Annotated in this window: 7 protein-coding genes; 3 read left to right on the forward strand and 4 right to left on the reverse strand. The window is 69.2% G+C overall.

Annotated elements, in window-relative coordinates; genetic code table 11:
• Positions 1 to 35 precede the first annotated feature (35 nt).
• Positions 36 to 1,208, reverse strand: a complete 1,173-nt coding sequence (locus GSQ87_RS15925; RefSeq protein ID WP_158916324.1) for a phosphoserine transaminase — start codon at positions 1,206 to 1,208, stop codon at positions 36 to 38.
• 278 nt (positions 1,209 to 1,486) lie between these two features.
• Between GSQ87_RS15925 and GSQ87_RS22360 the strand changes: the two genes are divergently transcribed.
• The gene (locus GSQ87_RS22360) at positions 1,487 to 1,636 is read left to right on the forward strand and encodes a hypothetical protein (protein ID WP_174241452.1); all 150 of its coding nucleotides are present in this window, start codon (positions 1,487 to 1,489) and stop codon (positions 1,634 to 1,636) included.
• Between the two features lie 111 nt (positions 1,637 to 1,747).
• Here the strand turns inward: GSQ87_RS22360 and thiD are convergent, their stop codons facing one another.
• The 3 genes from thiD to GSQ87_RS15940 all read right to left on the reverse strand — a co-directional run bounded on the left by thiD (position 1,748) and on the right by GSQ87_RS15940 (position 3,500).
• Positions 1,748 to 2,548 carry a bifunctional hydroxymethylpyrimidine kinase/phosphomethylpyrimidine kinase gene (thiD, locus tag GSQ87_RS15930; protein ID WP_158916325.1) on the reverse strand — a complete coding sequence of 267 codons (801 nt, stop codon included), beginning with the start codon at positions 2,546 to 2,548 and terminating at the stop codon, positions 1,748 to 1,750.
• Positions 2,549 to 2,597: 49 nt separating this feature from the next.
• On the reverse strand, positions 2,598 to 3,116 hold the full coding sequence (locus GSQ87_RS15935) for a DUF1465 family protein (RefSeq protein ID WP_254063021.1): 519 nt from the start codon (positions 3,114 to 3,116) through the stop codon (positions 2,598 to 2,600).
• Between the two features lie 180 nt (positions 3,117 to 3,296).
• On the reverse strand, positions 3,297 to 3,500 hold the full coding sequence (locus GSQ87_RS15940; protein ID WP_158916327.1) for a DUF1192 domain-containing protein: 204 nt from the start codon (positions 3,498 to 3,500) through the stop codon (positions 3,297 to 3,299).
• A 94-nt stretch (positions 3,501 to 3,594) separates the two neighbouring features.
• Here GSQ87_RS15940 and GSQ87_RS15945 point away from each other — a divergent pair, with 94 nt between their 5' ends.
• Together GSQ87_RS15945 and GSQ87_RS15950 are read left to right on the forward strand one after the other, a co-directional pair.
• Positions 3,595 to 4,587 carry an NAD(P)H-quinone oxidoreductase gene (locus GSQ87_RS15945; RefSeq protein ID WP_158916328.1) on the forward strand — a complete coding sequence of 331 codons (993 nt, stop codon included), beginning with the start codon at positions 3,595 to 3,597 and terminating at the stop codon, positions 4,585 to 4,587.
• A 161-nt stretch (positions 4,588 to 4,748) separates the two neighbouring features.
• Complete coding sequence (locus GSQ87_RS15950; RefSeq protein WP_158916329.1) at positions 4,749 to 5,603, forward strand: glutamate racemase; 855 nt, start codon at positions 4,749 to 4,751, stop codon at positions 5,601 to 5,603.
• Positions 5,604 to 5,846: the final 243 nt, after the last annotated feature.

Genomic DNA, 5,846 nt, shown 5'->3' on the forward strand with positions numbered 1-5,846 from the left:
CCGGCCCTCCCCCATCAAGGGGGAGGGAGATCGCGTCAGGCCAGCGACATCTCGGCGGAGACGGTGGCGAAGGCCCAGTCGAGCCAGGGCGTCAGGGCGTCCAGATCGCTCTGTTCCACCGTGGCGCCGCACCAGATCCGCAGACCGGCCGGCGCATCGCGATAGCCGCCGATGTCGAGCGCCGCGCCCGCCTTCTCCAGCACCGAGGCCAGCTTCTTGGCGAACTCGGCCTGCGCCGCCCCGGGCAAGGCCGTGACCTTGGGGTCCACCACCTTGAGGCAGACCGAGGTGTTGGAGCGGGTCTGCGGCGTCGCGGCCAGGAAATCGACCCAGGCGGTCTTGGCCACCCAGGCTTCCAGCACCGCCAGGTTGCGGTCGGCGCGACGGTGCAGCTCTTCCAGGCCGCCGATCCCGTCCGCCCACTTCAGCGCATCGAGATAGTCCTCCACGCACAGCATGGAGGGGGTGTTGATGGTGGCGCCTTCGAAGATCTCGGCGTTGACCTTGCCGCCCTTGGTCATGCGGAAGATCTTGGGCATCGGCCAGGGCGGGGTGTAGCTCTCAAGCCTCGCCACCGCGCGGGGGCTCAGGATCAGCACGCCGTGCGCGGCCTCGCCGCCCAGCACCTTCTGCCAGGAGAAGGTGATCACATCGAGCTTGGCCCAATCCAGCTTCTGGGCGAAGGCGGCCGAGGTGGCGTCGCAGATGACCACGCCCTGGCGGTCGGCGGAGATGAAGTCGGCGTTGGGGACGCGCACGCCGGAGGTGGTGCCGTTCCAGGCGAACACCAGGTCGGCGTCGGGGCGGACCTTGGTCAGGTCGGGCAGCTCGCCATAGGGCGCGTCGAGCACCTCGGTTTCGACCTTGAGCTGCTTCACCGCATCGATCGCCCAGTCCTTGCTGAAGCTCTCGAAGGCCAGCACCTGGACCGGGCGCGGGCCCAGCATCGACCACATGGCCATCTCCACCGCCCCGGTGTCGGAGGCGGGGACGATGCCGATCAGGTAGTCGTCGGGCACGTCCAGGACGTCGCGGGTCATGGCGATGGCCTGCTGCAGGCGCGACTTGCCGAGCTTGGAGCGGTGCGAGCGGCCGAGGACCGCGGAACCTAGTTTTTCGGGGGTCCAGCCGGGGCGCTTGGCGCAGGGGCCGGAAGAGAATTCAGGACGCGCAGGGCGCATCGCCGGCGTGGCCGGAGTGGTGGTCATAGCTATGTCTCCCATCCTCACAGATGGACTGCACCCCGTTGGGAGGGTGTGGCCCGTGGGCCAGAAGCTCGCATTGGCCGGCGGTGACAAGTAAAATGTTGCCGGTGGATTTCGTTTTGGCCGGCGTTCAGGGTCGGTTCACCATTGTTGGGCTCATCTACTGCGGCGTGTTGACGCGGCAGAGGCCGGTTCGCCGGACCTGTTTCCAGATCAACCGTAAATAGTCGTGGGGAGCTGAACCGTTGTGGTTCCGTGCAACCCGAAAAGGAGCCTCAACGATGAAAATCTTGATCGCCGCCGCCATCGCCGCCGCCACCCTGGCCGGCGCGACCTCGGGCGCCCAGGCCCAACCCTGGCGTCACCATCACCACCATCACCGCGTCTGCCATTGGGGCGGTCATCACCGCCGCATCTGCCGCGCCTGGTAGTTCGAACTCCTGATTTGAAGGGCCCGCCGTGGAAACGCGGCGGGTCCCACATCTAGCGAACGAGGCCGGAGCGGCATCGCTTCGGCCTTTTCGCGTTCCGGCTCGGAGCGCTCAGCCCTTCAGACTCCAGTTGTGCCCTAACGGCCCGTGGCCGGCGCCGAAGCCCGGCGCATGGCGGATGGCCTCGCGGACATAGGCGTGGGCCCGTTCCACCGCGTTCTCCAGGCTCTCGCCTTGGGCCAGGCCGGCGGCGATGGCCGAGGCCAGGGTGCAGCCGGTGCCGTGGGTGTGGCGGGTCTCGATCCGGCCGCTTTCGAAACGGGTTTCGCCCATGGACGTCATCAGGATGTCGACCACGCGCGGCCCCTCGATATGGCCGCCCTTCATCAGCACCGCCCGGGCGCCCGCCTCCAGCAGGGCTTCGCCGGCGCGGCGAAGGTCGTCGACGGTCTCGACCGGACGGCCGGTCAGAGCCGCGGCTTCGGGGGCGTTGGGGGTGAGCAGGGCCGCGCGGGGCAGTATCCGCTCACGCAGCACCGCCAGGGTCTCGAGCGCCATCAGCGCCGCCCCGCCCTTGGCGGTCATCACCGGGTCGACCACCGCGGGGGCGTCCCCGGCCAATTCGATCAGCTCGGCGGCGACCCTGGCCGTGGCCGCGTCGCCCAGCATGCCGAGCTTCACCGCATCGGTCCCGATGTCGTCCAGCACCGCGCGGCCCTGGGCCAGCACGATCGCGGGCGGGATCGGGAACACGTCCGATACGCCCAGCGTGTTCTGCACCGTGATCGCGGTGACGGCGACGGTGGCGTAGCCGCCGAACATGGTCACGGTCTTGATGTCGGCCTGCAGCCCGGCCCCGCCGCCGCTGTCGGAACCGGCGACGATCAGCACACGGCCGCGATCTTCACGCATGGCGGACGAGATAGCCCAGCGGCCCTCCCGACGAAAGTCTGGACGGGAATCAGGTCCCGAAGGCGGCCTGGAGGCGGTCGATCTGGGACTGGATGGGACGAGAATCGGCCTCGAACGCGTCGCGGTACATCCGTTGATCGAGGTGGCGCACCCGTTCGTAGAGCTGGCGCGACCGGGCGAGCAGGTCGAGCAGCCCGCGGGGCAGGTCGAGCGCCTCGGCGTCGCGGTCGTCGGCGTCCAGCTCCGGCGGGGCTGTGACCCGGTAACGGTCGTCGCAGGCTTCGAGCGCGCCCATGTCGCCTTCGCGCACGGCCCGCTGCACCAGCAGCCAGGAGGCCACCTGCATCAGCTGGGTGGTGAGGCGCATGCTGATGTTGGCGTAGGCGAGCGCGCCGGAGCGGGACAGCAGCCGCGATTCCTGGCGACCGGCGCCGTCCAGATAGGCGGCCGCGGCCTCGACCAGGGCCATGCCGTCCTTGAAGGTGCGGTCGAACAGGGCCGATTGGGCGAAGTCCTCGACCGCACCTGCGCGCCGGCCCGCCACTTCAACAAAAGCGAACTCGTCCAAACCACCCTCCCGACCGACCAAACGACCGTCCCTGTTCGGACGACTTGGCCGACCCCCTTGCAACCCATATGCCAGCACATCGGCGTGGCCGGGATCATGCTCATGATTCTCCCGAGCACGTCCGTCCACTTTGCAAGAAAACATGCTTAATAGTCTTAAGGAATAGAAGCGAACTGCTTCCTATTGTCCGAAGGAGAACAGCGCGTCGGCGGCGCTGCGGCCCGATCGCTTGCGGTCCAGCACCTTGCGGGTGCGCGCGATCTCGTTTTCCAGCCGGGCGATGCGTTCGGCCAGCTCGTCCACGGCGTAGACGTCCAGGTCTTCGCGCGTCGCCTCGTCCAGGCTCTTGCCACGCTGAGCGCGCGGCGGCGCCGGCTCCTCCATCTGGGCCTCCTGTCCCCGCCGCTTGCGCAGCGCAAGGGCGGGAACATATCAGACGTCCAGACCCTCTTCGAGAGGTCCGCCGGAAAGGCCGCCCATGAGCGATACGCCACACAGCATGACCGCCATCGTCGTCGAAGGCGGCAAGGGTCCGCCCGAAGCGCTGCGGCCGCAGACCGTCGACACCCCGCGTCCCGGTCCGGGCCAGATCCTGGTGCGGGTCGCAGCCGCCGGGGTGAACCGCCCCGACCTGCTCCAGCGCAAGGGAGCCTACCCGCCGCCGCCCGGCGCGCCGGACATCCTGGGGCTGGAGGTCTCGGGCGAGGTGGCGGCGCTGGGCGAAGGCGCGGCGCGATGGCGGATCGGCGACAAGGTCTGCGCCCTGCTGGGCGGCGGAGGCTATGCGCAATACGCCTTGGTGGACGCGCGCCACGCCCTGCCGGTCCCCGACGGGCTCGACATGATCCAGGCCGCCGGCCTGCCCGAGACCGTGTTCACCGTCTTCTCCAACGTGTTCGAGCGGGCGCGGCTGCAGGCCGGCGAGACCTTGCTGGTCCACGGCGCCACCAGCGGCATCGGCGTCACCGCCATCGCCCTGGCCAAGGCCGCAGGCGCGCGGGTGATCGCCACCAGCCGAGGCGCGGCCAAGACCGCCAGGGCGCTGGAGCTGGGCGCCGACGTCTCCATCGACTCCAGCGCCGAGGATTTCGTCGAAGCGGCGAGGCGCGAGGGCGGCGCGGACGTGGTGCTGGACATGGTCGGCGGCGACTTCACCCAGAAGAACCTCGCGGTGCTGAATTTAGAGGGACGGCTGACCCAGATCGCCTTCCAGGCCGGCTCCAAGATCGAGCTGGACCTGTCGCCCCTGCTGGTGAAACGACTGACCTTCGTCGCCTCCACCCTGCGTCCCCGCTCCGCCGACGAGAAGGCGCGCCTGGCGCGGGCGGTGGAGGCCGAGGCCTGGCCGTGGGTCGCGGCCGGCAAGGTCCGCCTACCCGTAGCCAAGGTGTTCCCGCTGCGGGACGCGGCGGCGGCGCACGCCTACCTCGAGGCCGGCGAGCACGTCGGCAAGGTGATCCTGACGGTGTGAGGGGTGCGTGCTTCGAGACGCGCTGCGTGCTCCTCGGCATGACGTTATGAAGGCGGACTCCACGAACCTTCGTCATCCTGAGGAGCCCCGAAGGGGCGTCTCGAAGGACGCGCACCAAACCACCCCTGGACGCGCAGGCCGCGCGGCGTAGAAGGACGAGCATGGCGATCGGCGTTTTCGATTCAGGGGTGGGCGGGCTCAGCGTCCACCGCACGTTGGTGGAACGACTGCCCACCGCGGATTTCATCTACTTCGCGGACCAGGCCAACTGCCCCATCGGCGGCCTGCCGGGCGAGGAGATCGTCGACCTGACCCGCCAGGGCTGCATCCGCCTGTTCGAGGCCGGGGCCAACCTGGTGATCCTGGGCTGCAACACCGCCTGCGCCATCGCGCTACGCACCCTGCAGCAGACCTGGCTGCCGGGCTATCGCCAGGCGCTGGGGCGGCCGGTGAACGTGATCGGCATCATCGTGCCGACCATCGAGGCCGCCACCGGCCTGCCCTGGGAGCAGGAGCCCGCGCATCGGCTCAGCGAAAAGGCCGAGCAGCTGGACGTCATCGGCCTGTTCGCCACCCCGGCCACCGCCGGCTCGCGGGTCTACGAGATCGAGATCGACAAGCGCAGCCAGGACGTGGCCGTCTTCACCGAGCCCTGTCCGACCCTGGCGCGGATGATCGAGGCCGGGGTCGACCGCGACGTGCTGCGCGAAACCATCGCTACGCACGTCCATGCGCTGAGCGTACGCATCGGCCGGACGCCGGATCGGGCGATCCTGGGCTGCACCCACTACGAGATCGTGGCCGACCTGTTCGCCGCAGCCCTTCCGCCGGGCACGCCGCTGATCCATCAGCCTGAGGCCGTGGCCGACGCCATGGAGCGCTATCTGGCCCGCCATCCCCAGTACGATCCGGGCTCCAGCGGCCTGCGCCGCTTCCTCACCACCGGTGAACCGAAGGCCCAGAATGGCCTGGTGGAAACATTCTGGGGCGCCCCGTTGAAATTCGAAGCGGCCTGATTAGCCGCCAGACCGCTGGACAAGCCGAAGCTTTGAAGCTTTATCCGGCCACAATCGTTTCCTGCCCATGGCCGCCCTCGAGCGCGGCGCTTAGGGGATATTCCATGCTGCTTAAGTTCGGACGGGCCGCTGGCCTCTTGGCTTCCGTCGCCGCCATCGCCACGGCCGCACCCGCCGTCGCCGGGGAGTTGATCGTCGGCGGGTTCGCCCACGACACCACCTTCGGGGTTTCCGGCAGCCCGC

The organism is Caulobacter sp. S45 (genome assembly GCF_009765965.1).
Taxonomy (GTDB): domain Bacteria; phylum Pseudomonadota; class Alphaproteobacteria; order Caulobacterales; family Caulobacteraceae; genus CAHJWH01.